The sequence below is a fragment of the Pseudoalteromonas lipolytica genome (genome assembly GCF_003515105.1).
Classification (GTDB): Bacteria; Pseudomonadota; Gammaproteobacteria; order Enterobacterales; family Alteromonadaceae; genus Pseudoalteromonas; species Pseudoalteromonas lipolytica.
The window spans coordinates 155,267-181,287 of the sequence record NZ_CP032092.1 but is presented as its reverse complement, the minus strand read 5'-3'; the positions used below and the strand labels follow the sequence as shown (position 1 = coordinate 181,287).

The 26,021-nt window shown below is 38.2% G+C and carries 20 protein-coding genes; 7 read left to right on the top strand and 13 right to left on the bottom strand.

The window, feature by feature from the left end; translation table 11 throughout:
• Positions 1-87: 87 nt before the first annotated feature.
• The 3 genes from D0907_RS20675 to D0907_RS20665 form a co-directional block, all read right to left on the bottom strand.
• Positions 88-1,920, bottom strand: coding sequence for a UvrD-helicase domain-containing protein (locus tag D0907_RS20675; protein ID WP_118845600.1), 1,833 nt, complete (start codon positions 1,918-1,920; stop codon positions 88-90).
• A gap of 8 nt (positions 1,921-1,928) precedes the next feature.
• Positions 1,929-7,397: a conjugal transfer protein TraG N-terminal domain-containing protein gene (locus tag D0907_RS20670; RefSeq protein ID WP_118845598.1), complete on the bottom strand. Its 5,469-nt coding sequence runs from the start codon at positions 7,395-7,397 to the stop codon at positions 1,929-1,931.
• A 91-nt stretch (positions 7,398-7,488) separates the two neighbouring features.
• Complete coding sequence (locus tag D0907_RS20665; RefSeq protein ID WP_118845596.1) at positions 7,489-9,264, bottom strand: hypothetical protein; 1,776 nt, start codon at positions 9,262-9,264, stop codon at positions 7,489-7,491.
• A gap of 104 nt (positions 9,265-9,368) precedes the next feature.
• Between D0907_RS20665 and D0907_RS20660 the strand changes: the two genes are divergently transcribed.
• The 4 genes from D0907_RS20660 (at position 9,369) to D0907_RS20640 (ending at position 13,271) form a co-directional block, all read left to right on the top strand.
• Entirely contained in the window at positions 9,369-9,917 is a 549-nt protein-coding gene (locus D0907_RS20660) for a hypothetical protein (RefSeq protein ID WP_118845594.1), read from the top strand.
• Between the two features lie 446 nt (positions 9,918-10,363).
• A complete protein-coding gene (locus D0907_RS20655) occupies positions 10,364-11,104 on the top strand; it encodes a hypothetical protein (RefSeq protein WP_162898091.1) in 741 nt (246 codons plus the stop codon).
• Positions 11,105-11,767: 663 nt separating this feature from the next.
• Positions 11,768-12,043: a helix-turn-helix domain-containing protein gene (locus tag D0907_RS20645; RefSeq protein ID WP_036973834.1), complete on the top strand. Its 276-nt coding sequence runs from the start codon at positions 11,768-11,770 to the stop codon at positions 12,041-12,043.
• A complete protein-coding gene (locus tag D0907_RS20640; RefSeq protein WP_118845586.1) occupies positions 12,036-13,271 on the top strand; it encodes a type II toxin-antitoxin system HipA family toxin in 1,236 nt (411 codons plus the stop codon). The genes D0907_RS20645 and D0907_RS20640 overlap by 8 nt, the downstream gene beginning before the upstream one ends.
• 71 nt (positions 13,272-13,342) lie before the next feature.
• Here the strand turns inward: D0907_RS20640 and D0907_RS20635 are convergent, their stop codons facing one another.
• Both D0907_RS20635 and tnpA read right to left on the bottom strand, forming a co-directional pair.
• The gene (locus tag D0907_RS20635) at positions 13,343-14,164 is read right to left on the bottom strand and encodes a hypothetical protein (protein WP_118845584.1); all 822 of its coding nucleotides are present in this window, start codon (positions 14,162-14,164) and stop codon (positions 13,343-13,345) included.
• 146 nt (positions 14,165-14,310) lie between these two features.
• Positions 14,311-14,649 carry an IS200/IS605 family transposase gene (gene tnpA, locus D0907_RS20630; protein WP_118845581.1) on the bottom strand — a complete coding sequence of 113 codons (339 nt, stop codon included), beginning with the start codon at positions 14,647-14,649 and terminating at the stop codon, positions 14,311-14,313.
• A 38-nt stretch (positions 14,650-14,687) separates the two neighbouring features.
• On the opposite strand from tnpA, the gene D0907_RS20625 reads away from it, so the two are divergent.
• The gene (locus tag D0907_RS20625; RefSeq protein ID WP_118845578.1) at positions 14,688-15,914 is read left to right on the top strand and encodes an RNA-guided endonuclease InsQ/TnpB family protein; all 1,227 of its coding nucleotides are present in this window, start codon (positions 14,688-14,690) and stop codon (positions 15,912-15,914) included.
• Positions 15,915-15,944: 30 nt separating this feature from the next.
• On the opposite strand, the gene D0907_RS20620 is transcribed toward D0907_RS20625, so the two are convergent.
• Positions 15,945-16,433, bottom strand: a complete 489-nt coding sequence (locus D0907_RS20620) for a HipA N-terminal domain-containing protein (protein ID WP_244223179.1) — start codon at positions 16,431-16,433, stop codon at positions 15,945-15,947.
• Positions 16,426-16,710, bottom strand: a complete 285-nt coding sequence (locus D0907_RS20615) for a helix-turn-helix domain-containing protein (protein WP_118845576.1) — start codon at positions 16,708-16,710, stop codon at positions 16,426-16,428. The genes D0907_RS20620 and D0907_RS20615 overlap by 8 nt, the downstream gene beginning before the upstream one ends.
• Before the next feature lie 235 nt (positions 16,711-16,945).
• Here D0907_RS20615 and D0907_RS20610 point away from each other — a divergent pair, with 235 nt between their 5' ends.
• Positions 16,946-17,245, top strand: coding sequence for a hypothetical protein (locus D0907_RS20610; RefSeq protein WP_118845574.1), 300 nt, complete (start codon positions 16,946-16,948; stop codon positions 17,243-17,245).
• 473 nt (positions 17,246-17,718) lie between these two features.
• On the opposite strand, the gene D0907_RS20605 is transcribed toward D0907_RS20610, so the two are convergent.
• The 6 genes from D0907_RS20605 to traN all read right to left on the bottom strand — a co-directional run bounded on the left by D0907_RS20605 (position 17,719) and on the right by traN (position 25,507).
• Positions 17,719-18,222, bottom strand: a complete 504-nt coding sequence (locus D0907_RS20605) for a DUF4411 family protein (RefSeq protein WP_118845572.1) — start codon at positions 18,220-18,222, stop codon at positions 17,719-17,721.
• Positions 18,219-19,352: an ImmA/IrrE family metallo-endopeptidase gene (locus tag D0907_RS20600; RefSeq protein WP_118845570.1), complete on the bottom strand. Its 1,134-nt coding sequence runs from the start codon at positions 19,350-19,352 to the stop codon at positions 18,219-18,221. Before D0907_RS20600 ends, D0907_RS20605 begins: the two co-directional genes overlap by 4 nt.
• Positions 19,353-19,706: 354 nt before the next feature.
• Positions 19,707-20,105: a DUF4236 domain-containing protein gene (locus D0907_RS20595; protein ID WP_063528117.1), complete on the bottom strand. Its 399-nt coding sequence runs from the start codon at positions 20,103-20,105 to the stop codon at positions 19,707-19,709.
• Positions 20,106-20,195: 90 nt separating this feature from the next.
• Positions 20,196-20,852 carry a hypothetical protein gene (locus D0907_RS20590; protein ID WP_244223178.1) on the bottom strand — a complete coding sequence of 219 codons (657 nt, stop codon included), beginning with the start codon at positions 20,850-20,852 and terminating at the stop codon, positions 20,196-20,198.
• Positions 20,853-21,339: 487 nt separating this feature from the next.
• Positions 21,340-22,290, bottom strand: a complete 951-nt coding sequence (locus D0907_RS20585) for a hypothetical protein (RefSeq protein WP_118845567.1) — start codon at positions 22,288-22,290, stop codon at positions 21,340-21,342.
• A gap of 70 nt (positions 22,291-22,360) precedes the next feature.
• A complete protein-coding gene (gene traN, locus D0907_RS20580) occupies positions 22,361-25,507 on the bottom strand; it encodes a conjugal transfer protein TraN (protein WP_118845564.1) in 3,147 nt (1,048 codons plus the stop codon).
• Positions 25,508-25,727: 220 nt separating this feature from the next.
• Here traN and D0907_RS21250 point away from each other — a divergent pair, with 220 nt between their 5' ends.
• The gene (locus D0907_RS21250) at positions 25,728-25,913 is read left to right on the top strand and encodes a hypothetical protein (protein ID WP_063530423.1); all 186 of its coding nucleotides are present in this window, start codon (positions 25,728-25,730) and stop codon (positions 25,911-25,913) included.
• Positions 25,914-26,021 lie beyond the last annotated feature (108 nt).

The window sequence follows — 26,021 nt, the reverse complement described above, 5'->3', positions numbered from 1 at the left end:
AGGGTTATAATCAATATAATTGCTTATAAATTTTTAGTCAACAATACAAAAGATTAAATTTCCAGAAATAAGTCAAACAACATTTGATTAATCGTTAGTGTAGTAAATCTCTTCGATAAACTCGCTTGGAAAACAAACATCATTAATATCTGATGTTATTGGTGGGCTATATTCGTAATCTTTTTTGAATAGTGCCAATTCACCCACATCCTTTAAATCATCAATATCAGCCTTATTTAAGTAGCTATGAATAAATAACCGTTGCTCAGCGCGTGTCATCCCAACAAACAGCAAACGTCTTTCCTCATCGATTGGTGACTGCATATTTGGCATTGTTTCATGGATAACATCAAAAATAGCCACATTAGTCCACTCTAGGCCTTTAGAGCCATGGTATGTGGTTAAAGTTACCACTGACTTATCAATTTCAGATTTGCTGTTTTGCTCTTTAATTTTATCTGAGTAAAGCTTAATTCTTTCGAACCAAGAGCCTGTTTTTGTCTTGAGCCCTTCAAGAAGTAATGTTTCAACAGCGCATTTATTCAGCTTGTCGCCTTTTGAGCGGCGCTCTATGATGAAATCAATCAACAAATCAATTCTGGTGTTTATTTCTTTGGAATCATGAGTGTTTTCAAATAAATAATAATTTGAATAGAACATTTCAAAAGCCGTTCCATTAATTGATTGACCGTAATTATTTAGATATGACTCAATATCAGAATTACTCTTGATACTTTCAGAAATTAAAGGAATTAGGTTCTCATCCTCTTTTAAGTACCCTAAAACTTCTGACAGATGGTAGTGTGCAAACTTATTTAAAAGATATGAACACAGTTTAATTACGAAATCACCAGCGCTTGTTTTAAAAATACTTGTTTGATTGTTTCTTGAATACGCTACTTCATGTTCTATCAGAAACTCTTCTATTGAATCCAATGCAACATTAGTTCTGCTTAGGATCGCCCACTCGCCATCATATTTATTGTAGTTTTCCAAAAATGTTAACAGCATACTTTTTTTAAATTTATGTATGTATGTTTTAACAGTGCCACCAACTTCCTTCCCCGAGACCATACCTTTGGGAATTCTATCTTTATTAAATTCTATTAGATTTTTACTGGCATCTATTATTTCAGGTCTACATCTAAAACACTTTGCAAGCATATGAATATTGGGTTTAAATTCATCTTTAAACATAAGCATTGTTTCATAACTTCTAGCGCCTCTCCATGAGTAGATACTTTGATCATCATCTCCAACAGGTGTTAGATTAATCCCTCCGCGTCCCTGCAGGGCAATCCACTCATATTGTAGTAAATCTGTGTCTTGAAACTCATCAATCATTAGGTCTGTACAATTTAATAGCGGTATTTCCCCACTTAAAGTTCCTTCTACCGCGCGCCTGGTTGCGTCATCTAAGTCATACAGGTGGTTCTTTATCTTTAACTCTTGATAACATTCTTTAACTAGCTTAACAGCGTCTTTATCAAACCCTTTTTTTTCATCTAATGGCTGATCATTTAAAATGCTCGTAATGTCACTGAATGTTACTTTTAACTCAGGTAGTAGGTGCTCATTCTCGATGTAATTCTTCAATCTCTCAATAAAGTTGAAGTATGTTGCTCCAATTAGTAGCTTACCTTGCATGAGTTTCTTTGTTTGGTTAAGAAACTGCCTGTGAAATGTAGTTACAGAAACTCTATTTATTGATGATTGTGGAAGAGCTATTTCCAACCTTTCTTGCATTTCGTTGACGGCCGCATTTGTAAATGTAACGAGAATAACCTTCCTGTCATATGATTTTTTTAGTACGTTTTTTACTTTTTCAATTAATGTTTTTGTTTTACCACTACCTGCTGTAGCAAGAATCAAAGAGTGATTATTAACATCGTTAGCTGCTGATTCTTGCTCTAATGTCATCGTCAATGTTAGCTCTCCAACGTTCTTTTGATTTGTAATGATTCAGCTATGTAATTATTTGCCTCTAGATTGTCAGCCAAATCTAAAAGCTCTGCTTTTTCTTCCTTTGTAAATGAGCTCAAATTGGAATTTGCACCTAGAGACAAGATATTTTCCGCTTTTAATAATGCATCATTGCTCATTTCTGTATTATCAAGAACTTGCCTTAATCCAACCTCTTGTGACTCGGTCATAGTGACTTCACCACCAGCTACAGGATGTAGGCCTGACGGGTTTCTCTCTTCAATTGAATTTTCTCTATTGTTAACCATCTCTGCTTCACCAGCGTTTGTTTCATTAAAACTTAGGTTCTCAGAGCTAGAGTTGTTCAAAACTGAACTTTCATCTGAGTTAGATTGCTCAAAAGACTCACCTTTTTGAGAAGAATTAGAAGCTGTTAACTGTGTTTGAGTCTGCACATTATCATCGCTTGTGTCAGTTTTTAGACTAGACTCAGCAACAATAGAACCACCACTTGCCGATGCCTGAAGGTTTTCTGATTGGTCTGGACTCATAGGACTGCTTTGCAACTCTGGACTAGTGGTACTGCCAGTAGAACCGCCCTCACTATTTAACGTACCGCCAGTACTTGCCGATGCCTGAAGGCTTTCTGATTGGTCTGTACTCGCAGGGCTGCTTTGCAACCCTGGACTAGTGGTACTGCCAGTAGAACCAACCTCACTATTTAATGTGCCGCCATTACTTACTGAAGCCTGAAGGTTTTCTGATTGTGTGCCCACTAAAGAACGACCTGAATCTGTAGTATTCGGATAAGAATCATCTTTTGTGCCAGAATATTGGTAGGTATCAATGCGATCCCTTGAATCATTTCCTGCAATCGATGTCTCTTTAGATAGAGCATTCCCGCTTTCATCTTTACCAGTACTGTTAACCCCACTATGTACCTCACTTGGCTTGATAGGGGTTTCTTCTATTGCTTCACCACGGTTATTATCAACTGATAAGCTTTTTGGTGTTTCGCTCAGTGAATTCTGTTGTGTGACAGGGCTCTTATCATAATCACTTTCATTTACAGACTGTTGCGGCACTGAGGCTTCGCTTGAATTAAGGCTGTTTACAGGTGGATTTGCTTCTTTAGTACCGGCATCACTATAATTCGGTGTGAAGGCAGTTGTGATCGCTTCACTTAATGTTCTTTGTGCTTCTGGAGCTGTGCTTAGTAAGTTGTTTATTGTAAGTAGATCTCTCATGTCATCATGAGAAAGATTTCTTGGAGTATCGCTTGTGCCATAAAGGGCGTTCGCGGCAAACTCCTTCGCTTTACTAGAAACACCTTCTGAGTGAATTGCGTTATTAATTACTTGGCTTTCATGCTCCTTAGATGCACTTGATTCATACCCATTTTTAGTTTGCTCATCTGAAGTAATAGAAGCAATTGTATTTGTTAGTGTTTCTGCCTCGCTATCTTTACCTGCAATTAAAAGTGCATCCCTCATCTTATTCAGATCTTCCATTGCTTCAGGGGTGATGTTAGTAAAGTCAGGAATACTAAATTCTCGACTAGAAACTTGTGCTGATTTAAAATTATCTAAATTTCGATCATTAAGTTCCTTAAAGCTAACTCCTGATGTATCACCAGTTGCATTAAAGTTTGCTAACGCATATTTAGCTATCTCTTTGGCATCTTGGTCATAATTTCCTTTGGTAATACCCTCAACAAGACCTTGGCCACTAGGTTTCGATCTGTTTTCAGTTCGAGCTAAATTTTCTCTCTCATTTAATCCAGCAAACCCAGCCATTGAGCTAGCTTGAGAGTCGTAGTTTACTGATTCCAAACTACCTTTTTGACTTGGCTCATCTTTATACCTTGATGGGTTGTACTGAGGTTCTAAACCTAACTGTGGGGATAACTCATTTAGCGCTTCTAAATGACGAGCGTATTTAGCATCATTAATACCTAAGAAACTATCATCTCCTTTCGTGGCTGCAATTACGTCCTCAATTTGACCGTCATCAAGGTTTGCCAATGCTGAGTATGCCGCAATTAACTCACTACTCTTCAGGGCATTATTAATTGATTCATTCTCTCTCATCTCCTGTACAGCTGAGATATTTTCTTGAGCATTTCTGTAAGGGTTATTAGGTAGCGTTGAAGCAAGAAGAGCTGAGTTTGAATTTAAACTTTCATTGAAGGCAGCTAGAGACTCAGGGCGCATTGCTGTTTGAACAGCCCCAGCATACATTAGTGTTTCATTTGGAGATAAGCGTTCACCATTAATAATCGAACCTTCACCATTTGCTGCGCTAGTTAGTAAGTTTCTAATAGCTTCTGGTGTATTGTTTGATAAAACACCAAAACCCATTTCAATTAGATTCGAATTAATACCTTCACCATTACCAGACTTCTTAAACTCATCCGTAACAGCCTCACCCACTGAAGAGGTGAATAGTGAGCCAATAGAACTAACTACACCGCCAGATAATTCATTAGATTCTGAGCCTAATACTTTTAATGATCCAAATGCATGCGCTAAATTATTTGCATTTTTATCTTTTGACTCAGAAACAACATCCTCACCCTTAGCTTTAACAGCACCTGTACCAGGTGCACCTCTACTACTAACCTCGTTTTGAGATTGCTCTTTGTGTTCAGCAAATGCTTGTGCATTACGCTCATTATTGAACATGTTTGTTGGATCAGTCTTTATGCCACTATTTACATCATTACTTAAAGTGTTGGTGTCTATGCCAGTATTATCTTCAGGTTTTGGAATATGTGAATTATCACTCGGTTTATATCCATTCAATTGGTCACTAAGTGAAATCAGGCTCGGCGCTTGTAATGTTTCACCTAATTCTCTCATTAAGCCTGCAGAAGCTCCTCTTTCGGTATTAGCTTGTTTAAGTGCTGTAACTCCAGTTGAAAGAGGAAGTTGGTTACCATTATGATCTGTAGACAGCACTTCTGTATTTCCAGACATTCTTGCGATTGCATCAGTAACCGTATTGGCCAAAGCAATATTATTTTTTTGGCTTTCTGGTAATCTCGCGTTATCACCTTTATTTACCTGCTCTTTGTGGTAGTCGAACCTATCTCCCAACTCAGAAATTAAAGCACTTCTCTTGTCACCAGATAAACTATTTAAGCCTTCATCACCAATCAAACTACCTAAAAGAACATGCTGCTGCTCATCTGAAAGTGTTGAAACAATTGAGCCGATTGATGCTTTATTTGCTCCTGTTGTTGAGTTTTGAACCTCACCCGCATTCATTTGCGTCATTACTTTTGAAGCGGAGCTAGCTGTATTCCCCTCAGCTTCAAGGGCTTGAGCTTGAAGCATATTTGTATGAGCATTTGTAACAGCTTCCTGTCGGGAAACCGCCTCTTTACTTGCAACTGAGTTATCACTGCTCGATGATTGAGCCATTTTTACTGCATTCCCCCAGTTAGCTTTTATCGATTCAGAAACTTGTGCACGTTCGTCCTCTGACAATCTTTCTGAGGCGCCTACTTGCTTTTGTGATGCTGCTTTTGCTGTGATCGCTGCTTTCGCATCAGCACCTAAACCAAACCCTGCTATTGATGGAGCCCCCTTTGCTACCATGCTTGCCGAGCCCTGTAGTACGTGATCATATGCATCAGATAAACTCATGTTATTTTCAGTTGCATATGCTGCGGTTTGTGCCGCTAAGAAAGCTTCGTCCTCTGATAATTGTGAAGTATCCACACTCTCAAACGACTCTCCTTGTTTATAGCCTTTGATTGAATCTAAAGTAGCAGATTTACTATCAGTGGCAGTTTTTTGTAATGTTTGGCTAGCGGCTTCAGTATTTGCCAATTGAGTATTTCTAGAGCCAATCGCTGACAACTCAGCTGATGACTGTTTAAGGTAACCCGAGGCTGGCCCTGCGCCACCCGGATTAATACTTACATCATTTCGTTGTCCACCATTCAGTTGAGCTTGGCTCCATTGGCCATATGAGGAATGAACATCACTGGCTTGCATAGTAGTATCACCTTGACTTGCTTTACCTCCATTTGCAGATGTTGTGACATCAGGTGACAATTTCTTTGAATCAATATTTGTATCAGGAGACGTCTTATTAGATACACCCATCATGGTGTGAACACCCCTATGCAGTATATATAAAGTGAGCATAGGAACTGCAGCAGCCAAACTACTTGCCACTGCAATAAATGATTCGATTGTTGACATGCTATGCCCCCACATACCAAATGTGATTGCACTTACACCACCGCCACCAGCTGACACTGATGTGAATCGACCTTGAATAGCAAGTAAAGTAAAAAGGTTAACCGCACTCATGGTTACCGGCCACAAGTTAACCCACACAGTTACCCCAAAGAACATAGCAGCTGATTTCATAGCTTCAGCACCCATTACAAGCATGATTGCAATAACTGGGATCAAGAAAAACACAAAGGCCTCAATGAAGGTTGCAAAACCAATTGATAGCTCCAAAGCTAGGTTTCTATCGGCGGCCATTTGGTAATGTCGCTGAGACTTTGTTTCAATTAAAGTAAGTTCAGAGCGGAGCCCTTGCATATCCCCACTTTTTGCAGCAGCTTCAGCAAAAACATTTGATAAATACCTTCCCGTCGCTAAATGGTATGCATTCATTGTCGCGCTTAATGCAGAAATCGATTCCGCACCGGCTTCAACATCTTGTGGTTTTACATTTTCTTTCTGCAAAAACCTGTCAGCCATCTCTCTGAAACTTGAGCTATCAAAGTAACTTTTGAGCTTCAAGTATGCGTTTGGGCATGTTAATAGCTCCATGGCAGGAGTGTCGATTTGAATATAAGTGCTTCTTGATGGTGTATTAATTCTTATAGACTCAAGAAAGTTTTCCATTGGGGCATTTTTTATTTTGTCAGCATTTAGCTCAGCGTCATTGCCACCAACTTGAAGATCCCAAATTACACAGTCTTGAAGGTAGTTCATTGTAGATGTTTTGATTCTGTACCTTTGGGCATTAACGCCTGAATCTAGTTCTTCAGAGCCCATATATCCAAATTTATCAAGCGCCACTAGCGCCCTCATTGGATCGAGAAATTGACCGGCCTGATAACCATCCGGTGAGGCGAATGAATCTTCATAATCTCGTGAAAGCCCATACATTCCTGAGGTCATCATTGCAATAACAGCTGCTATGCCAGGTGCATCATTCACATAATACACATCTCCTGTTCTTACCGACTCAATAACAACATCTACTTTAGAAAATGGACCACACAAGACCATGAACATGCAAAGCCCAATAAACCAAGATAGTACTGGGTTAGAGTTTGGGTTGATCCAACTTTTTACTACAAGAGTCATCAGTGAAAGTAGAGCTGTAGCACCAATCAAAATATGCAAAGATGAAAAACCAAAATCAAACATTCTTCGAAGGCCCATTAGAACCTCATACATGAACGCTGTTTCACCGATTGAGTAAATTGTAAAATCCATAAAAAAAGCCAGAATATTGAGTCTGGCTTAATCTTAAAATTGAAAAAATTTTTAAAAGCGTGATTTTCAACTGAATTTCAGTATTTTTTGATTAAAATACCTTTTTCTCAAAATAAACGCTTATATCCCCAATTTTATGGTCTTTGTAATAGCTAATATTTATCGAGTTACCCATCATGCTGACAGATATGGGAAAGGCGGGCTCTTGTGTAGACATTAAACCTAGAAAACCATTCTGATTAACAACGTAGTCTCCATGTGAATTTTTTACCGGGTTAAAGTCACCGTCGAGTAATGCAGTCTGCCCCTTTCTAAAAGCAAACAACTCACTTAGTGTTACATCAAAAGCAAACGTATCGGGCAAACAATCAATTGTTTCTTTTGGCAGTATATTGACTGCTCGATTACTCATTGAACCATCAGTCACGGATACTTGTTCCAAAGATTTTAGCCACAACTTACGGTAGTCTGTTCGATTAAAGATATTAAACTCTGACCCTGGTAAAAATGACAAAACATCTATTGGAATTAAATTTACTTTTGCCGAACTATGCTTGTTATGAATAAAGTTTACATCTAGGACAGCTCGATAGAATTTTACACCTGAAACTTCTATCACAAGAAAAAAGTAAGGCTTACCTCTCGATATATCATCTACGCGATTAATATAGCTGCTTTGTACTCCATAGTGGTTTTTCGGACCCCAAAACCAATCATTGAACTCAAAGCCATCAAAGCCCCCTTCACTAATTAACTCATCAAAACTAAGGTGCATTGCAACTTGCTTAACATCTGCAAACGGATATTGACTGAAAGGTGATGCCTCAATCTTCCCCATATATTCTTCAGATAAATTGGACATCTGCCCATTTAATACATTTTTGAAGTTCTCTATGCTTTCTCTGTACGCATCCCACATATTTGAATAAGGCAATAAGTCACTATTATAGTCTTTTACTCTCGCCCTAGACTTTTGCAATTCGGATAGTAGTAAGTTTTTAGTAAAATCAATTTCTAAAACTTTTGGAGATAACCCAGTCAATAGCTGGAGTGTTAGCATCGATACACCTACTTTAAATTCTGGCCAGTGTGCAGTTTTTCCAATCGATGGAAATTTAGGGTTTACATCTAACAGATTTGAATCAAGCTGTGCACACTCTTCATTTCGAATATTTACTCCATTTGAGATACCTTTGCGAGAGTAACTTCGGGCTGCAATTAAAGCGCGGATGTTCATTACTTCTGAGAGCTTAAGGCCACCATAAATCATTTGGCCTTCACTAATTTGAGGTTCTTTGATTTTATAGTCTGATATTGTCACTAGGTTAGATAATTTGCTTTGGATATCAGCAAAGAATTTATATTCAAACACCTTTTCATTAAGTCTTTTTTTCAATGATGATTGTTTTGTTTCTATGCCATTAAACAGAAATACTTCGTCATAAATCCTAATAGTATTCTCGTTAGCAATTAACTCTTGACCTTCAGTTAACTCAAAAGTAGCCGTTGCATTAAGGGTGCTTTGCTCTTGCTTTAAGTTTAGCTCTTTAAGTTTTAGCCTAACATTTGGTAATAATTTATTGCCACTTATAACATTCGTGTTAAGGTTTACTTTTAGTTGCTCCACAGCTTTTTTTTGAAGTAGATGCTCGATTACTTGTGCATTGTAATCAGTGGTGTTACTGAGCGTTAAATTGACACTAACTTTTTCTGCACCATAAGCACTCCCGAACGCATGGAATGCAGTCAGCACAAAAACCCCATTTGCTAGCGCTTTCAATAAATTCATTAAAACGACCTCCAAGGACAAAACTGTATTAATCATTTCATAAATTTCATTTCGTGCAGCGGTTAAAAACCAAACCAAATATCACCTATTTACAATGAGTTATAAAAAAATGTCATTGTGTTTCTTATATTTTCACAAACCTGTATTTAATAAATTATACTTTTCACTTTGGAGGGGGATTTATGAAATTTGTGTTTTTACTAGTCATTTTAGTATTGAGCCATACTGCTCATGCAGCTGATACTGTGAGAGTTATCAAGTTTAAAACTATCGGCCTCACAGTAAATGAATACAACATTGTAGATTTGATACATAAAGAAGCAGCTGAAAAGCTCGGCGCTTATTTCATTATTAGCAATTCACAAGCAGGTGTATCAAGCTATAGCGAGAAGGCCCGCATTTTACGTCCGATATCGGTAAGTATTGTTGACTATAAAATCGAAGATAGTGAAGTAATAGCGACCATACGCTATGAACATGCAGCTTTAGAGGTTGTAATGGATAACTATAAATTATACCTGAAGAGCAAGAAAGATATCGGAGAATTGGAAAACGATAAGATAATTGAATTTTGCCAAAAATTCTCATCAAACTCTTTAGAAATCGAGAGCATTCTCTCTAGCTCAGAACTTAACGATTCAACAGCCTCTTCGAGGGATAATGAGCTCCTAAACCTATCAAAAGAGTCTGACTCTATAAGTCAGTTATTAATTCATGAATGTAATTTATAGGAAATCTTTTGAATACTTGTGATTAGGTACTAATGGTCGTTTTTGTCCAATAGCAGGCCTTCAAGCGTAACTCATATCTGCCCCAAAAGAAGTTAGGGTAAATGCTTTAATGACTGCTTTGTACGTGCAACAATATAGTTGCTTATCTAGCTAAACTTAGGTGTAATGGAAGAATGTTTGACACTGAGCAGTGCAGGGAAAGCTTAAATAAGGCCAGATGCACCAATGAAATTGGCTTACTATAGTTTAGGTCATAAAAAGCAAGTTCCCATAGAATAAACAACACCAACTCTGACCCACCGAGCAGGTAGCGGCTCAGTCCAACAAGCGATTATGCAACACAATCTGCGTGTCGCATAAATAATAAAATGTTAGGCTTCGCAATTGTGCAATTCCTTGCCTAGAGTGCAATATTCTATAGGATGTTGTAAATTTGGATAAAAACTATGTGTAATAAACTTCTAACGTCAGTTCTAGCGAGTTTCCTGTTATCAGGATGTGTTTACTCAGTCCATACTTCAAAACTCGATACACCAATTAAGAGGCAAGTTTTTAAAGAGCAGAAAGTTACTAAGTTCTATTCTGAAATGTCGATTGATAATGTAGAAAAAACGGCATCAATTGGTGATGAGTTATTTAATGTAACTCGCTATTACGAGACTATTGAGTTCTATGAAATCATTCCGTTTTCTAGCCCAACTAGTGTTCGTTTTCCTCAGAAGCAAGAATGGATAGCAACTCACGAATACAATGACGGTGTATCTGGTGATTTACTCGTATATACGACCCCCGCATACCACCGGAGTCAAATCGGTGTTATTTTGGATGAACAGTATATTGTTTCCACTTTGGAACCACTGGTTCAACTTAGTGGTGCAAAAGAAGGGCGTCGTTGGAAGTTAAATGCACAGGGTAAATTTTTTTCTTTAAGAGAAAAAAGCACCCGTGTTACAGACGACCCTCGTTGGGGGGTGAGATTTGGTGGCGTTCAATCGGGAATGTATGTGTTTGAAATTATTAATCGCTCTGAGTCAACAGTTATAGAAGTTTTACAAACTCTGAAAGTTACTGAACAAGACTTTATGTCAGGTTTTGTAGTAAGAAATGTTTTTGTGAAAGGGACTCGTAGCTATAAGGCAGGTGTTATTGGGTTTAAAGCAAAAGACTTGAAAGCAACCAAAGCCTAATAAGGCGTTTAAGATGGATTCCCAACGCTTGGAGACTTGAGTTCAAATCAGTTTTAGTGTTTGAGGTGCAATAGTTGAGGTTAAGTGGTTGGCGTTGCTCACCACTTAACGCGGCGCTACCGAATAAATACTCTAACGTGTTTTTGTCCAAAGATGAGTTTTTCTTATAGTCAAGATTGTCACTGCTCAAGCTCCCTAGTGTGATTTTTAATACTCAAATACTCAGTTGTAGCTCGATTGAGACTTGGTAGTAGCAATTATTTTGAACCTTTATTAAATTCACCCGTTCAACTCTGATACAGATTTAACTAGAAGAGTTTCAGTAGAACTTTTTGCAATACCATTAGAATCAATACCTAATGCCAAAGTCATCGCCAGAAATAATGGGAGGTGTAGGTTTAATTATTAAAACAGTGAATACGCAGATTAATTTATAAGGCTGAATTCTAATCTTGATACTTTTTGATACTATAATAACAAATTTAACTGATAATCTTATTTTTTGTTACTATAATGGCGGTTTCATTCATCATCGGTGATGGCTTTTATATTGTATCTTGATGAAGCAATGTTCAATATTTCTTTATATATGTCGCAATAGTAACAAATAATGTCATTTTATATGCTATAATTGATACTATAGTGACATATTTGGAGGTGTTTATGTTATCCCTTTATACTGCTTATGATTTGCAGATGGATCTCAAAGAGTTTATCAAGTCAGCTCGAAAAAAAGACAAACTCAGTGTTCAGAAGTTAGCCGATCTGTCTGGCGTGCCTTATGCGACGATCCGAAAGTTTGAATCATCTGGTAACATCTCATTACGCCAGTTTCTAATGCTTTATGAGACCGTCGGAGACTTGAAAAAAGTGAAAGAGCTAACAAAGTCATGTGAGCCTGAATTCAAATCAATAGAGGATGTGCTACGACATGCTTAACTCTGCCCTAACCGTAAGGCGTAAGCTTAGCACCGGTGAAAAGGTGCTTGTCGGCAAGCTTGTTGAAAATAGTCAACAAAGCTTCTTTCAATTTGACGAGACGTATTTAAACGCTCACTCTACTTCTTTGGCCCCGTTCAATTTAAAAGCAGACACAAGCCTTCAAGTTGCGCCTAGAAAACCGCATTATGGCATCCATGGAGTTTTTGCAGACAGCCTCCCTGATGGTTGGGGTCTTTATCTCATGGATCGTGTATTTAGGCAGAACAATCAGAACCCAAAAACAGTTACCGCTTTAGAGCGTTTGGCCTACCTAGGTGAGAGATGTATGGGGGCGTTGAGCTATGAGCCAGAGTTAGATTTACTTGATGAGTCCGAGGATTCAATTGATATTATTACCCTCGGTCGAGCTGCGATTGAAGAATTTGAAGGCACTGAGTCTGCTTTGCTTGAGCACTTGATGAAAACGGGTGGTTCGGGTGGTGCTAGGCCAAAAATGAACGTTACGCGTTTATCGAATGGTCAATATTCAACATTAGACGACGTACAAGGCACAAAGCTTATAGTAAAGCTTACATCAGAAAAGTTTGACTTGAAGCACTCTGAATCAATAGTTGAATATTGCTACATGCAAATTGCTCGTAATGTTGGCATCGAGGTTCCTGAGTTTGATTTAATTGATGCGGGTAATGGAAGATATTGGCTAGAGCAGGAGCGATTTGATTGCACAGAGCAAGGTGGTCGAATTCATATGGTTTCTGCTTGTGGGTTATTAGATGCCCCTTTTCGAGAACCTTCTTTGGACTATGTGGATTTAGTAAAAGCTACGCGCATCATGTGCAGTGTTACAGAGTCTCAGAAGCTCATTAAGCGTTGCATGTTTAACTATTTAACTGTTAACCAAGATGATCATAGTAAGAACTTCAGTTTTCTTGCCAGTGACTCCGATGTTTGGACGCTATCACCTTTCTACGACATTGTTTACAGCCCTAATCCTTACAAAGAGCATATGACGGCTTTTGGTGGCAATGGCCAAACACCAAAGAATGTACTAAATCAGCTAGCTGCTCAGTCGGGGTTGTCTTCAAAAAAAGTGATTATGACTATGGCTGAAGAAATATTTGAAGCAACGCGCTCGTTTAGGCATGAGGCCAAGCATTTGGGTTTGTCATCTAATCTAATCAAAGAGATTGATAATGATATGATAGAAAAATTTAAGGCGCTTTAAGCACAGGATAATTAAAATTGTCATGCCTTATTTTGCAAATGTCAGATAAGTTGAAATTATCTATACTATTTTTAGCCCAAAATAGGAGCTGCCTGTTCAGGCCCATACCAAAAGTATGAAAGCTGACTTATCTGACTAATTTCGGTGCCAGCTTCATCATAATTTGGCTTGTTTTTATGTTGAATGGGACTAAACCAAAAGTTAACCGGTTTACCGTTTTCCACTTTCTTAAAAGCTATTTGAATTTGTGTATTAGCATACAACTCTTCATGAGGATGATATAAATCACCGATAGTCTCGTATCCTTCAGGTGTTGTAAACATTACCTTATAATAACCTGGTCTATAGCTATACTTTTCCTCAATTAATACTTTGACACTGTAAAAATTTGGTATTACAAAGGTTCTGCTATCCAAGCATGACACACTATTGTCTTTAACAATAAAATGTCTACCAGGGTGAGATTTAAGGTCTGAATTTGCCTCAAGCGTATCCGGGTAAGTAAATCCACTTTTATGGCCAAACATTCCTTTTAATGACTTCTGTCTATCTTTATAGCTAGAGTTAATCTCAGTACCATTTAGCATGATCACATCGTATAAGCAGACTGAGCCATCATCGAGGATATACGTTTCTAAAACGCCACTTTCAAAGCTTCCAATTGCAACTTTAGAGGCAAGCATTTCCTGAATGTTTTTGTCTAATGTGAAAGCATTACCTTTAATATCTACAGCTTGTATTGAATTAATCGATTCTGGGCCAAGTTTTATATAAGCCCGCTTACCTTGCTGTACAGGAATAACAACAGGGTCATTTATTTTGCTAAGCTGTTCTGCAAAAGGTACGTCAAAGTCACACTTATACAAAGGAGGCTTAAAATTGCTAAATGGCAAACACGGAACTTTAGTCTTTAATTGCTCGATAGATTTATCGAGAAAACCCCGTGATCAGAGCGAAGTGATGTCGCGGGGATGAATCTGTGTCACCCCTGCTCTTGAATATATTTTCGTATCATCTCTGCACTAGCATTTCTTACAGATCACACAAAGTATCCATCAGACCAAAATGTTTTCTCTTTCCAAAATTGGTTTTTGAGGTAAGGAAATGATTTCCAGATTTTAGTAGTTGTCGCTTGTTTAATCCTCCTTGCGTACTGGCCTACAGAATATCGAGTGCCGATTGTAATCAGCATATGAATGTGATCTTTATCTATTTCAATCTCTTCGATCCTGAAGTCAGAAGATAGAGAAACATCGAAAACCGTTTTCTTAACAAACTCACCCAGATTTCCGTTTAGTAAAGGTTTTCTGTACTTAACTACCAGAATTAAATGAAGTGCAATTAAATATTTGCAGTGAGATTTAGTTTCATATTCCAACTTGACAACTCGACCTTATACAGTAGTCTATACAGTATATGGAAAAGACGCTCAGATACAACTACAGGCTAAATCCTACCCCAGAGCAAGAAGCTAAGCTTATTGAGTTTGGTGCGACAGCGCGTGGCATTTGGAATCTGTTGTTGTCTGAAAATATGCGTCGATATGAGTACGATAAGACGTTCTTGTTTTACAAAGAAATGGCCTCGCTTCTTAAGGAATTAAAGCCTTTCGAAGAGTTTGCGTGGATTAAATCTTTTGATTCAGCAGCGGCTCAGCAGGTTGCTCGCGATTTAGAAACTGCTGTTAAGAATGCTTTTTCAAAGGTTCGTTTGCAGCGCTTTCCAAAGCATAAAGTCTCATACAAAAAGAAAAAACTTCACAACGACTCGTTTCGAGCCGTCAATAATTCCAATTGCATTCGAATCGAAAATGGCGCTATCAGTATTCCGAAGGTCGGCAAAGTGCCAATCGTTCTGCATCGTGAGCTAGTGAGCAAAATTAAGACCGTCACTGTTCAATATCGTCACGGAAAATGGGAATGCAGTATCACTCAGGAAGTGGAATGCAAAACGGCTAAACAAGTTTTGGAAACGATCACTGGCTTTGACATCAACTCAAAGCAAACGGTGGTTGGTTCGAACGGTTTCGTGGCCGACAACCCGAAGTTTTTAAAGCAAGCAATAGAGAAGTTAAATCAATTGCAACGCCAGCTTGCACGTCGAACCAAAGGTTCAAATCGCTGGCTAAAAACAAAACAACGCATCAATAAATTACACGGAAAAATCTCAAGGCAAAGGCTGGACTTTGCGCACAAAACTTCACGACAGATAACCAATGAAAATGATATTTTAGTGTTCGAAGATTTAAACGTAAAAGCGATGCAAAAGTTCAATGGTAGTATGGTTGCAGATAACGTGATGGGTTTGATCACTCAGCTTTCAAAGTACAAAGCTGAGCTAGAAGGCAAGCTCTATCATGAAATAGGTCGTTTTGAAAAATCCACTGGAATTTGTTCGGAGTGCGGGCAACGCCATGTTTTAACATTGAATGATAGGCGTTTTACTTGTACGGCTTGCGGAGCGTATCAAAGCCGCGATCTAGCTGCTGCTAAAAGCATAGCTAGTACAGGTGAATTAGATATAATTGCGGCTGGAATCGTCGCAAGGGTAACACCCGCATCTCAGCAGAAACAATCTGTTAAAACGAAAGTCTTCGAATTATCGAAGTTGGATTTTGGATCTGAGAAAAAAGAAGCAGCCTAGTTGTTAAGCTAGACTGTAGAAGCCCAGTGATCAGAGTGAATCGATGTCGCTGGGTAGTTCACGCTGTGCTCCAGCGAGTGACATCCTACTACCTTGTCTCTTATTCAATGGTGCTTTAGGGAGGGCTTTTATCCTCTCTGAAAGAGCAGATAATTCTAAAGGCTCAGCACTTGGTTCAGGCATGACACTACCCTCAGGCAACATTATTAAGGCTCCAGCGGACTCAATACCTGACACTTCTAGTAATGCAAATGAATCGGAGTGGTCAACTTGCGCATCTTTTGCTAATAATTTGCGCGCGTTTTCTTCGGGTAAAAGATTATCAAAAAAGCTCTGAACAGGACGTTTAGTACCTGTATCTAATGTCATTTCATTTTGAATTGGTATATCCGGTGACAAGGAGAAGTTTTTATCTGAGTTAACCCACTCTTGTGCATATTCAAAAGCCCAAAAGCCATTCACATCTTTTAACTCACCCATTTTTTTTGTACTTACAAATACTGTGAGCGATCTATTCATGATCAACTATCTCATTAATGCATTTGATTAGTTTCTTTTGCGCTGAAGTATCAGATGGAGGCAGCGCGAAGTCTATTTTCATTTCAATACCAAGTGACTCCATCAAATCAAATAACCTATTTACGGACAATGAACCACTCCCCTTTTCAAAGTCACCTACCGTATTGATACTATTGCCCGAAAATTCTCCAATTGTTTTTTGGTCTAACCCTTGGCTTTTTCTAACAGCAGATATTAATTTACCTAATTGCTTAGCTGAACTAACAGATATTTCCATTTTTAGCTCCAAAATTCACAGATAATTGTGAATAATAGAGAAATATAATCAATAGGGCAATAAATTCACAATATTTTGTGAAAAAATCTAGAACCGCAGTCAAAGAACCAAAAATTCACAATATAATGTGAAAAATGCAATTCATATAGATACTACAAATTGACTAGATAGACTCACAAGGAATAGAATATTAATAGGTACAATTTAGGAAGGAACTTAAAAAGGATTTTTATGTATGACCAAAATTAAAATTAATAAAATTAGAAGTTTATCCCATCTAATGGTTTTATTGCTTATTACCTTTGCATTGATGCAAATTTCAACATCATTAACAATATTTACCTCAATTCTTGTTTTAATCTATTTGGCGTTCATTCTTTCCTCAACAGTTAAAGCTTATTCTCAAGGAATTTATTTTAAAGCTTTCAATACAGAGAAGTTCTATTCAGCAGAAGAGATTAAAGGAGGTGCAATTCCATTTCTTCTATATTACTGGGATAACAAAAATAGCTCATTAAAGTCATTATACAAATGAAGCTAAAGTGCATGAATTATAAATCACCCCAAGGATGAAAGTTATCAGTTCTTACACCCGTTCTTTTCACAAGTGATTTTACTATGAGTGTTAGTCCAATGTGTTGGGTTTCCTCAGTATTGGAAAAACGTTTTAGGTTGTCATCTGTGTTAAGTGAATTCGGCATAAATTTTTAGGGACTAACGCCGCATTAAGATGCTATAGCAACGCCACCACTTTACCTATACGACTCAAACTAAAAATATTGGCTAAAAACTCCAAATTCAGTAGTGCAGAACTCGCTTGAATGTAAGCCAAATACTGATGTCACGGATAGGAAAATTTAAAGCCGGAAATTACCGGTTTTAAACGTTATTGAAACAAGGTTAGCGTTATTGCTAATGAATTACTTATGAGGTTTGGATTAGTTAGTGGAGGCGCTTCAAGTATGATTAGCGAGCTACACATTTTGAAAGTAAATAAGGCTCTAAAGCCTAAGGGGTTGATGTATGCATAACAAATTGAGCTTCTAAATTGTTTAATAGCTCAAAAGTGTTGATATAAGATACTTTGAAGTGCTCACAAATGTTTGGGATTAAGATTTTTCTCTTGATTTTTTTGTCGAGCTTTTCGTGGGTAACTATCACTGATCCAGTTGTTATAGCTTTAGCAATTAACCAAGGGTCAGCCCCTCTCAGAAACTCTTCATGTGTTCCGTCTTTCATCTCGGTTAGAGACATTACATAATTCACCACATTTGCGAAGGCAAGTTGGGTTGCTTCATCATCATTAGATTCAAACAAACCTGGATGTTCTTTAGCCCATATCGCGAGTTCATCATTACCGTTAATCAGCTCTTTCTTTATGAATTCGATACTTGAAACGCCGCAATGCTTGTTTGATTGCAATAACCACTGCCAATAGCCCGGACAAATTGTCATCGAATAGTACCGATTTTTCGCTTCAATAAATGTATTTGCATCTAGCAGGTAATTCATAAGGCAAGTTTGCTCGCGTACGTTTTAATTTTATTAGGTTGAATTCCCAATAAGCTCCCTGCATCCCGAAGTAGAATCCGCCCACTCATTGCTTCTGCAACAACTGCACTAGAAAATAAAGCACTGTTACGGGCACCCGCAGTAATGTTAAAGTCTCCTCCGCTGCTTTTTTTGCGTCTGAACGCTTTCATTTCACGTTGGTAAAATTCCCTATAAGTATCGGAGTCTATAGCGTTACAGTCGAAAGCCCGTTTAGCCACAACGAGTTTACTAACGTGAAATCTAGAACTAATTGCTACAACATTATTTAGTAGGCTAACTAGAGGATTCCACATTTCATGGAATTCTTTCTCAGGGACTAAAAATTCGCCAGCTACAGCATTGCAGAACTTTTCTTCTTCAGCATGTTCGTTGCCAAGATCAGAAACCCCGCTACTGCCTATCCAAAGATGAGCTAACTCATGAATAAGCGTAAAAAGTCTTGCGGCTGGCGCGTCAGAGCTATTGATGAAAATTACAGGCGCTAATTTGTCGGAGATGGCAAAGCCTCGAAACTCACTAACTTCGAGCTTTCTTCTGGTGTTATTACCTACAATGCCACTTCTCATAACAAGAATGCGAGAGTTTTCAGCAGCGTTGATTAGTTGACGTTGATAGTCTTCCCAAGAGCCTTTTTGAGGCAGTGGAACTCCTAATTCACCTCTTATGTTTTGTGCAACATCATAAACAGTATTTTTTGTAGTAAAGCGACCGACAAACGGCAATTCCTCTTCGCCAATTTGTCGCAAATACTCTTTGTACCACTGTTGTTTATACATTACCTGCTTAATGATGTCTCTCATTTCAACTGATACTTCATTACGATGCTTGTTACCTATAGTTCTGAGATCAGGTATAGGTAGCTCTTCTTTAGGAGGGTTAACTAAAAATAGATAACCAAAAGGAATATTAGTGGCATTTGCAATTTTCTGGGCTTGAACAAATGTAGGCTTAGATGTTCCAGCCTCCCATTCAACTACGCATTCAACCTTTTTAATCCCTAATTTTTGAGCAAAGTCCTCCTTGCTTAAGCCGGCTCGTTGCCGTGCCCAAGTTACAATTTGGGGATTAATTAATGCTTGCGTTGCCATGATCTCTACTACTTAATTTATTGTAACCACAATACATATTATAGGCGGCATTGTACATAACTTGTTATATTAGTCGCTAGCGGAATTGCCTCGGATAGTGCGAAAGCTAGATTCTTAAAGTAAGCATGCCCTAATGAATTGCACACATAATTAGAAAATGCATGGTGAATGAGGGTTTAGTGGAGTGTCTTATCAATAAACCGAAACACGGAGAAGGGCATATAATAAGTTACGGCCTAAGGAGAGATTTGTCTTAAACGTACGGTCGTAACATCGCTACACGACAGCCTTGTAGTTGATTGATTTGTAGCAGTCTTTAATAGAAACGAATGTAGATCGCCATACGTTGCTTTGTTAGGGCTGTTGGATAACTGAATATATAAGCCAAAACAACCAAGCGAAACTTGTGACTCTTGAAATCGTGGAGTGTCCTTTGCGAAGAGTATACCAAGCAAAGATGTACGGCAGGAAAAAAATTCCCATACCAAGCAAAAAGCTAACTTTTCGTACATCAGTGTCAATTTGTGGTGGTAAGCTACTCTTAAGGTTTACGTGCTTAGAAGTCCCATCGGGTTTATAAACCACCTTGGCGTGAGAGATTCCACTACCGGGTATACTTCCTGTAGCACGAATACCTTTCTCACTCGCATTCAGAGTTAAACCTTTACCTCCCAAGGAAAGACTACTAATCCCTTTTTTACCTATATTAACCCGTACACCTTTTCCAACTTTTATACTCTTTCGAAACCCCATGCACGCAATCTCCTTTGTGCCTTAACATCTTTATCAGAGGACACTATATTAGCTTGTTTTAGTTTTGCTATGCATTATTTATGACCAATATTAGAAAGGTTTTAATTCCATCAAAGGAGTCACTAGCTGGTTTTTGTATGTCCAATGTGCAGTATCTGAGCAGCGATAGTTAATTAGTAAATCAATATTCTTGAAATCTAATTCTAGATCTCGCGCAATTATAGGCTCGTGATGTGCAATTCTATTTCTTAATCCCCTGACATTCTCTAGAAGAACCCTCAATTTATTTCGCATTTCCGGCACTGATAAAGTTACTTCATGATTAGGAAATACTGTATGCAAGAATGGAGTCCATAAACGATCATCAAACCTTCTCGTTAGCAGTTTCTCCCAAAATACAAACTTTAATTCGGGTATAACTTTTCCTGTTGTGTTCTGTCCATTTCTGGCATTTATTAGATCGCGTCTTGGGCTATAGCCTCTATCAGGGTTTGGTAAACTACGCTCAAATGTAGTATTCCAAGGCCAATTTAACCCATATTTTCTCTCCAAGGCTTCAGATACAGCGTTTCTAAAAACCACCTCACAAAGGTGAAGTGGCGCAAAAAAAGCCGCAGACACTTGTGCATTCCATTCATAGAGCTTTAATGCTTGCTCTGTACTCAACGCTGTACCATTAAAAACAATTTGTTCATATGTACTCAACCTTGAGTCAGATAATGATCTTTTGATATTACTTGACGGCATCGTCAACTCCTTTTACAATTCACTTACTAGCTACGGGATATGCTGGCTTTATGCCTCCCCCTGTAGACATACGAAGAAAACAAAAAAACCTGCTTTATGCGGGTTTTTTTGTATCTTAAAAAACCTATATGGGCTAGCTTGGTTGTAGCAATTACCCTTTCAAATTCTTTACCTATCACCTATTCTTTAAACCGAGTGCTGGCACTGTCTTATACAAATCATTCAGGTGTAATGTACGTATCGGTCATATCATCACTAACATGGCCTATAGCCATTTAAAATTTGTACATTTTAAACAGCCGTAGTAAAAGTTATATCCGTCTATGTATACGCGAGTCTTCACTTTGTACTTTTCTATTGTCCATAATTGAAAAAACCGGCCTGAAAAGGCCGGCAATTTCGCCCAAGTCCAGTGGTCGTAATGCCAAACGTGGAGCATGGGACAGTGATGTAATAGTAAGCCTACTATGCTCAAATGCAAGTAAATTTATAACTTAATATCAAGCGGTAATTCAGTGAAGCTCATGTCTTTTAAATGGTAATCGTATAAGTATTTACCTTTGTCTTTAGGGTTTTTGTAATACTTTTCGTTGTATTCGCTCTTGTCATCTTTTTTCCAATTTTCATAAAATACGTATCGCAATTTGCTAATATCCACACCATCATCAAAAGTTTGGCCAGTAATAAATTTATGCACTTTACCTTTATGAATAATTATATGAGAACCTGCGTACACACTCCTACTATAATCCCAATTACCTGAACTTAATTTTCTTGGGTGATACAAGTAAACATCATCCCCCATGTAACCGCTCATTAAATGCAACGAAACAAACTTTCCACTTGCCTCAAAAGTTACATATGCAGACTTACTTTCTTGATCATATGAAGAAACTCTTCCAAGCCCAAGGTATTGTCCGCAGGTACTCAGAACAAGAAGCAAATTTTCACATTGATTTTTGTTTTTATAGTTGATGATTCGCTGAGTATTTGTAGTCCTTTCTGACTCTATTTCAAGCCCTTTCTTGGCAGCAATATCATCAAGCTTTTTCGAAGCTCTAGCAATAATACCTTCAGGGTTTGCAAGTACTGATTGGTCTACATTTTCAACTTTAACAATAAATTGGGCGCTCTTAGCTAAAGGCTCGTTTTCAATGATACTATCATTAATAGCTGTACTGGCTGCTCCAGTAAAATCTAACATTAACAACTGACCAAAAGCCATTACACTCGAACCAGGTACTTTGCGAGTCCCTGACTTTCCGTCAGCACTATCCATAAACTTATTGCTGCCAGCTAAGCGCATTGTTGTTTTTGCAAATGAGTCATTCTCATTTGCTTGAAAGTTATTAAACACGATTGGCTCTTTTGTTGATGAACAAGCTGATAAAGTTAATGCCATGACTGAAGCTAAAGCTATTTTAGTTATATTTTTCATAGATTTTCTCTTTTGTCCCGAAAATAGCTCTATCGTACTTTATTATTTATATTGCGCAACTTTATAATCACTAATCATTACGGAAGTAGCATGCCAATGGTCTCGGCACATATGAACAATCAATATCATCTGCATTTATAATACTTCTTGTTTCGATAGCCCTCTCAGCCAGTTCAGCGTCAACAGCTCTTTGTGTTGTTCTATCAACAGCGTTTTCTCGACCTTCATTATTAAGCATTCGACCAGAACCAGTCAGCTTATCAAGGTCTTGATCAAAATCAGCAATACCAGACTCGATCATTATGTTAATCCATTCGCTTAAATCAATTTTATTCCAGTCCAGGTTAGACAGTTGTTCAGGGGTTAACCCAGGACAATTCCTTAATTTTGAACCATCAACTTTTTCAGTTGTATATTCTTCTAAGTCATGGCCAAGCATTGGGGATGCTTGTTCCATTATTATTCGAGATAGGATAGAGTCATAACAACAATAATCTTGACGACGTAGATAACAGACACCTAAAGCATCTTCAGCACAGTATTTCTTACCCACGGGAATGCATTGTTTCGTAGCCAGCCTAACTCCCATATCCATTTCATACTCGTGGCAAGCAGTGAGCAAATTTAAGGCTAGTTTAATATATTGATACACCATGTATGCAGCATATACATAGCCAATTACCGCTACAGCTTGACTTGCTCCTTCTGATAGCGCCACTGTAGATACTCCATCCTCAACGGTTTTTTTCATTAATGCCTGTGCTAACTCCTCTGGAATCGAATCATAAATGTAGTTCATAACCATCTGCTGTAGTTCTTCAATAGCTTGATCCGATAAAATATCCATTGCGGCCCCAGATGCATCAACCACCTCCCCTGCTGCATTACCTGCCGCAGTACTTGCCGCATCAGTAAATACTGTAGACACTGAAGACCAAGCGCTTGAAACAGCTTCACCAGCAGTTGTAGCTGCATTAGCAATAGGTTCTCTCAGACTCTGATAGCCGCCGACTACAGCATTGCTGGTTCCATCTAGTCCAGCTACAAATGCATCTGCTTGTAGCATGCCATAAGCAGCTTGTGCATATTCATAAATATCAACACCATCAGGAGCCTCACAACAGTCATTACCTAAACCACTTGGTTCCCAAGAGCAAAACTTTCCTTCACCTTCAAAAATAGTGCACGTTGATGGGTCTGTAGGATCTTCACAGTTCATCCCATCTTCCATATGCTGTATTACTGTTGCCATAGCAAGAACATCTGCGAATTGATCATTAACTTCACTATTTGATGTTTCACAATTCCCTCCAACACAAGGCAATGTAGCCGCACAGGTATTCTGTGTTACGGAGCTTGTTACAGTCGAAACAATTTCTTCATCACATTGATACTCAATAGTGTAAGCGAAGCAAATATCATCGGCGTCATCTCGCTCCCAAAGCCATCCTTCTGCACATGTTCTTTCAATTTCTTGGCATTGCGTATCAGTTTGGTAGGTAGCGCAGTGGTTTGGTTGAGATTCTATCTCATCCCAAGAATAACATTGGAATTCATCCTCTATTCCTGCAGCTTTTTCTTCCTCAGTGGCTCTCCGAGTTACAATACAGTAATCTTCACCTTTAGTAGGATCACAGTTGTATCCATCAAGGTTAACTCTCCAAGTTTTATTTCCTGTATCACCATTATAAAAAGGAGGGACTGTTTCTAATATTTCTGGGGGTAATCCAACGCTACCAACTTCGATATTTGTATAGCTATCAAATTTACAAAAACCTTCGAACCGGCTCTCAGTATCACCACTGGTGGTGTCACTAAACCCTGCTAAGCCATTGCTTTCCTTTAGCTCACTTTCAATCGCATCATAGCAACCGGCTGGATATTGCTTGTTTTCCCCTACTTCACCAGTAAACCTGTATCTTACTTGAGCGTTCAAAATCCATTTTGTGTCACCACCATCATCAGTTTTATCTTCAACTTGGACAATACCTTTTAAACCATTTGCACATGTTGGCGCTTGCAACTCTCGAATCCAAGTACTTTCATCAATGCTTCCATCTATAGTGGTGTCCGACCAAACACCAAGGCTTACCCTATTAATATTAGTATTATTAACTGTGCAGAAGCCTTCAAAACTTGGACCTTCAAATTTCAGCTCTGTTGCAATTGAATCAGTTGGGGCTATTGTCTTAGCCGTTTGCTGCTTTAGATCAAATTCTACTGTTAAAAATTGCTTGCCCTTACCCGCCATTTGCACAATTACGTCATATGCAACTGGTGTAGCTCTTTCAACTTCGCAATATAAGCTATTGCTTGCAAGTGGTTGCATACATAAATGATTTGTTGATTGTGTTGATATAAATTCACGTGTTATGTCAACTGACTCGTCTGTACATGACGATAACCATGATCCGGTACCGTCAAGGGCATCATTCACTTCATTAAATCCGTAATTGAAAATACTGCTTCTGGGGTTTATTTCTGGGGGTTTATTGTCATTCTGAATTGATTGAATTGTTTGGTATACAGTTGCATCACTAGCAGTGTCAGTTTTCAAACTGTTTATTTTAGTGGTTCCTGAAGCATAAAACTCTGTCTCATTACCATAGTGACTGTCTGCCTCAAATGTTGTTTGAGAGTGATTTAGCTCTGAGCTAGTGTACTCGTTTTGATTAGAAACATGCTCAGTAACTTTTGATTCATCAATAGTCCCAACATAATTACCACTATCATCTTTTGTAAGCGAAACTCCTCCATTACTATAATTTGTAATTAAACCTCCACTAGCATTAGTCGATGGAACAACAGCTGACTTTGACATGTCTCTCGCAACATTTACGCTATCTTCAATCTGCTGCTGCGCATTGTCTCCATAATTACCATAAGCAGACAAATCAACTGTTCTAGATGTCTGTGGGGTTAGGTAGTATTTTTGAATTATCTCATTTTCTCGATTTGGATTTATGACTGTTTGATGTGGGTATTTTAATAACGTTTGATTTAAACGTTGATCATCGGAGCGGTTATTTGTTGGATCATCAGTTTTGTATTTTTGCTGAACTTGGTCAAACCGTTCCTGTGCAGCAATAGCTGTTTCAAATGGAGTGGCAATCGATAGTAACCCAGCCCATACCCCAATTACTGATACAGCAATGGTTTGACCAACCATGCTTGCAATGATTGTATATCCGGTTAATTTTTTCTTAAAACACTTCATTAAACATAGAGCCGTGACTATTGATTTGAAGATATTTTAAAATCTATATTTCCATCTAAATCCTAATTTTCATTAGATTTTTAATTAAAATTTGCTCAATTAAAGCCACCTGATAGAGTAAAAGGGCTCAGAGGTGCCTTTGCTCCATTATCATTTGATATGCATATCATGATCTATAGTGTGGATGCCCCTACACTAGAAAAAGAACTTCACAGAAGATTTGAGAGAGCAAGTAAACAAAGTAAATCCCAGAAAAGAGTTTTTCAAAACCTCTATAGCAGAGGTTAGACAAGTAGTTGAGCAACAGGATTTACTTGATGTTCATTGGAAACTGACAGCAGAAACTGCTGAATATAGGGAGTCTTTAGCAATAGAAAATGCTCGACAAGAACATAATGTCACCTAATAGCTAAACCTCTGTTATAGAATACCAAACCAGCAAAGTATAGAAGCACAAAAAGGAAATCCAGCGTCATTCTGGCTAAACTAGGATACAAAAGAAAAAAGCATACAA

What these genes read in the sequence shown, in the direction of transcription:
- D0907_RS20675 (WP_118845600.1), bottom strand. Translation starts at nt 1,920, where the DNA reads ATGACATTAGAGCAAGAATCAGCAGCTAACGATGTTAATAATCACTCT.
- D0907_RS20605 (WP_118845572.1), bottom strand. Translation starts at nt 18,222, where the DNA reads ATGAATTACCTGCTAGATGCAAATACATTTATTGAAGCGAAAAATCGG.
- D0907_RS20590 (WP_244223178.1), bottom strand. Translation starts at nt 20,852, where the DNA reads ATGCCGTCAAGTAATATCAAAAGATCATTATCTGACTCAAGGTTGAGT.
- D0907_RS20620 (WP_244223179.1), bottom strand. Translation starts at nt 16,433, where the DNA reads ATGAATAGATCGCTCACAGTATTTGTAAGTACAAAAAAAATGGGTGAG.
- traN (WP_118845564.1), bottom strand. Translation starts at nt 25,507, where the DNA reads ATGAAGTGTTTTAAGAAAAAATTAACCGGATATACAATCATTGCAAGC.
- D0907_RS20670 (WP_118845598.1), bottom strand. Translation starts at nt 7,397, where the DNA reads ATGGATTTTACAATTTACTCAATCGGTGAAACAGCGTTCATGTATGAG.
- D0907_RS20600 (WP_118845570.1), bottom strand. Translation starts at nt 19,352, where the DNA reads ATGGCAACGCAAGCATTAATTAATCCCCAAATTGTAACTTGGGCACGG.
- D0907_RS20655 (WP_162898091.1), top strand. Translation starts at nt 10,364, where the DNA reads ATGTGTAATAAACTTCTAACGTCAGTTCTAGCGAGTTTCCTGTTATCA.
- D0907_RS20625 (WP_118845578.1), top strand. Translation starts at nt 14,688, where the DNA reads ATGGAAAAGACGCTCAGATACAACTACAGGCTAAATCCTACCCCAGAG.
- D0907_RS20595 (WP_063528117.1), bottom strand. Translation starts at nt 20,105, where the DNA reads ATGGGGTTTCGAAAGAGTATAAAAGTTGGAAAAGGTGTACGGGTTAAT.
- D0907_RS20660 (WP_118845594.1), top strand. Translation starts at nt 9,369, where the DNA reads ATGAAATTTGTGTTTTTACTAGTCATTTTAGTATTGAGCCATACTGCT.
- D0907_RS20645 (WP_036973834.1), top strand. Translation starts at nt 11,768, where the DNA reads ATGTTATCCCTTTATACTGCTTATGATTTGCAGATGGATCTCAAAGAG.
- D0907_RS20610 (WP_118845574.1), top strand. Translation starts at nt 16,946, where the DNA reads ATGACCAAAATTAAAATTAATAAAATTAGAAGTTTATCCCATCTAATG.
- D0907_RS20585 (WP_118845567.1), bottom strand. Translation starts at nt 22,290, where the DNA reads ATGAAAAATATAACTAAAATAGCTTTAGCTTCAGTCATGGCATTAACT.
- D0907_RS20640 (WP_118845586.1), top strand. Translation starts at nt 12,036, where the DNA reads ATGCTTAACTCTGCCCTAACCGTAAGGCGTAAGCTTAGCACCGGTGAA.
- D0907_RS20615 (WP_118845576.1), bottom strand. Translation starts at nt 16,710, where the DNA reads ATGGAAATATCTGTTAGTTCAGCTAAGCAATTAGGTAAATTAATATCT.